This is a genomic window from Microvirga sp. P4_G7, assembly GCF_056401005.1.
Genome location: NZ_JBFUKD010000857.1, coordinates 1 through 1343, shown reverse-complemented (window position 1 = coordinate 1343; position 1343 = coordinate 1). Strand labels below are relative to the sequence as shown.

Here is a 1343-nt window from a genome sequence, read left to right as displayed (position 1 = left end):
CGTCAGCACACCGCGAGACGAAACCACTGCCCCGCGACGGCCGTCCCGTGCGGCGCCTGGCGCCGAGGACCGTCCCCGCCGCCGCGATGATCGCGGTGAAGGCTTCGCTCGTCCCCGGCGCGATGACGATCGTCCACGCCGTCCCTCTGGAGATCGGCCCTTCAAGTCGCGGGATGGAGACGCCGAGCGTCCCCGCCGTCCCCGGCCGGAGGGTGACCGACCCTTCCGGAGCGACAAGGGAGATCGTCCCTTCCGGGCGCGTGGCGATAGCGAGGGACCGCGTCGTGGTCCTCCACGCGGCGGCGACCGTCCAGCCCGAAGCGGCCCAGGCGGCTTCAAGGGCGGCCCGCGGGGAGGTCCGCGTGGCGGCGGCCCCAAAGGCGGCGGTCACAAGGGCGGCCACAAGGGTGGCCCGCGCGGCCGCCACTCGTAGGGACCGCACATGAGAATCGTTGGCGGGCGCTGGCGCGGCCGTTCGCTCGTGGGGCCGAAATCGGATTCGATCCGCCCCACGTCCGACCGCCTGCGCGAAGCGCTCTTCAACATCCTCCAACACGGCTATGACGCCCCCCTCGAAGGGGGGCGCGTCATGGATCTTTTCGCGGGGACCGGCGCGCTGGGCCTGGAGGCGTTGTCGCGCGGTGCCGCCTTCGTACTCCTCGTCGATGACGGCTCGGAAGCCCGCAGCGTCATCCGCGAAAACGTCGAGGCCCTCGGCGCGGGCGGCGCCACGCGATTGTTTCGCCGCGACGCGACACGCATGGGCGCCGCCGCTCCCAATGCTCCGTTCTCCGTGGTTTTCTGCGACCCGCCCTACGGCAAGGATCTCGCGCCCAAAGCTCTGCGCGCCTGCGCCGACGGCGGCTGGCTGGCGCCGGACGCGCTGGTGATCGTCGAAGAGGCTCACGGCGCCGGCTTCGCGATGCCCGATGGTTTCGAGGAAATCGAGCGCCGGGATTACGGCGAGACGACAATTGTGTTTGGGCGCTATCGACCTTCCGAGCCGTGACCGACTAGGCTGTCCTGCCGCGCACCCCTCTGTCGGACGCTTGTCTCCTCCGCCAAACAGCAAACATTTGTAAACGCGGTCAGGCATAAGCTATTCAAGCTCGGCCATGAAGAAGGCGCAATTTGCCAACAATTTCCGAAGCATACTGAAGGCGAAAGGTTCTTGTCGGATCTTCGGTGGCTCTGCGGACCGTCGACACCGGACATCGACGTGCATTGTGTTGTCTGAAGAATGTTCAACTGGACCGTTGTTGGGAGTACCCCGCAAGAACTCGGTCGAATCGATCGAAAAAAGCAAAAATGATACCGTGGTGGGACTTTATTCAATCCGGTCA

Annotated in this window: 1 protein-coding gene and 1 pseudogene; one reads left to right on the top strand and one right to left on the bottom strand. The window is 66.4% G+C overall.

Annotated features, from left to right (window positions below; genetic code table 11):
• Positions 1–442, bottom strand: a pseudogene (locus AC1DT3_RS21380) (hypothetical protein); the annotation flags it as partial.
• On the opposite strand from AC1DT3_RS21380, the gene rsmD reads away from it, so the two are divergent.
• Positions 443–1009: a 16S rRNA (guanine(966)-N(2))-methyltransferase RsmD gene (rsmD, locus tag AC1DT3_RS21375; protein ID WP_477467193.1), complete on the top strand. Its 567-nt coding sequence runs from the start codon at positions 443–445 to the stop codon at positions 1007–1009.
• Positions 1010–1343 lie beyond the last annotated feature (334 nt).

Excerpts from the sequence above, each read along its gene's own strand:
- rsmD (WP_477467193.1), top strand. The coding sequence starts at position 443 with ATGAGAATCGTTGGCGGGCGCTGGCGCGGCCGTTCGCTCGTGGGGCCG.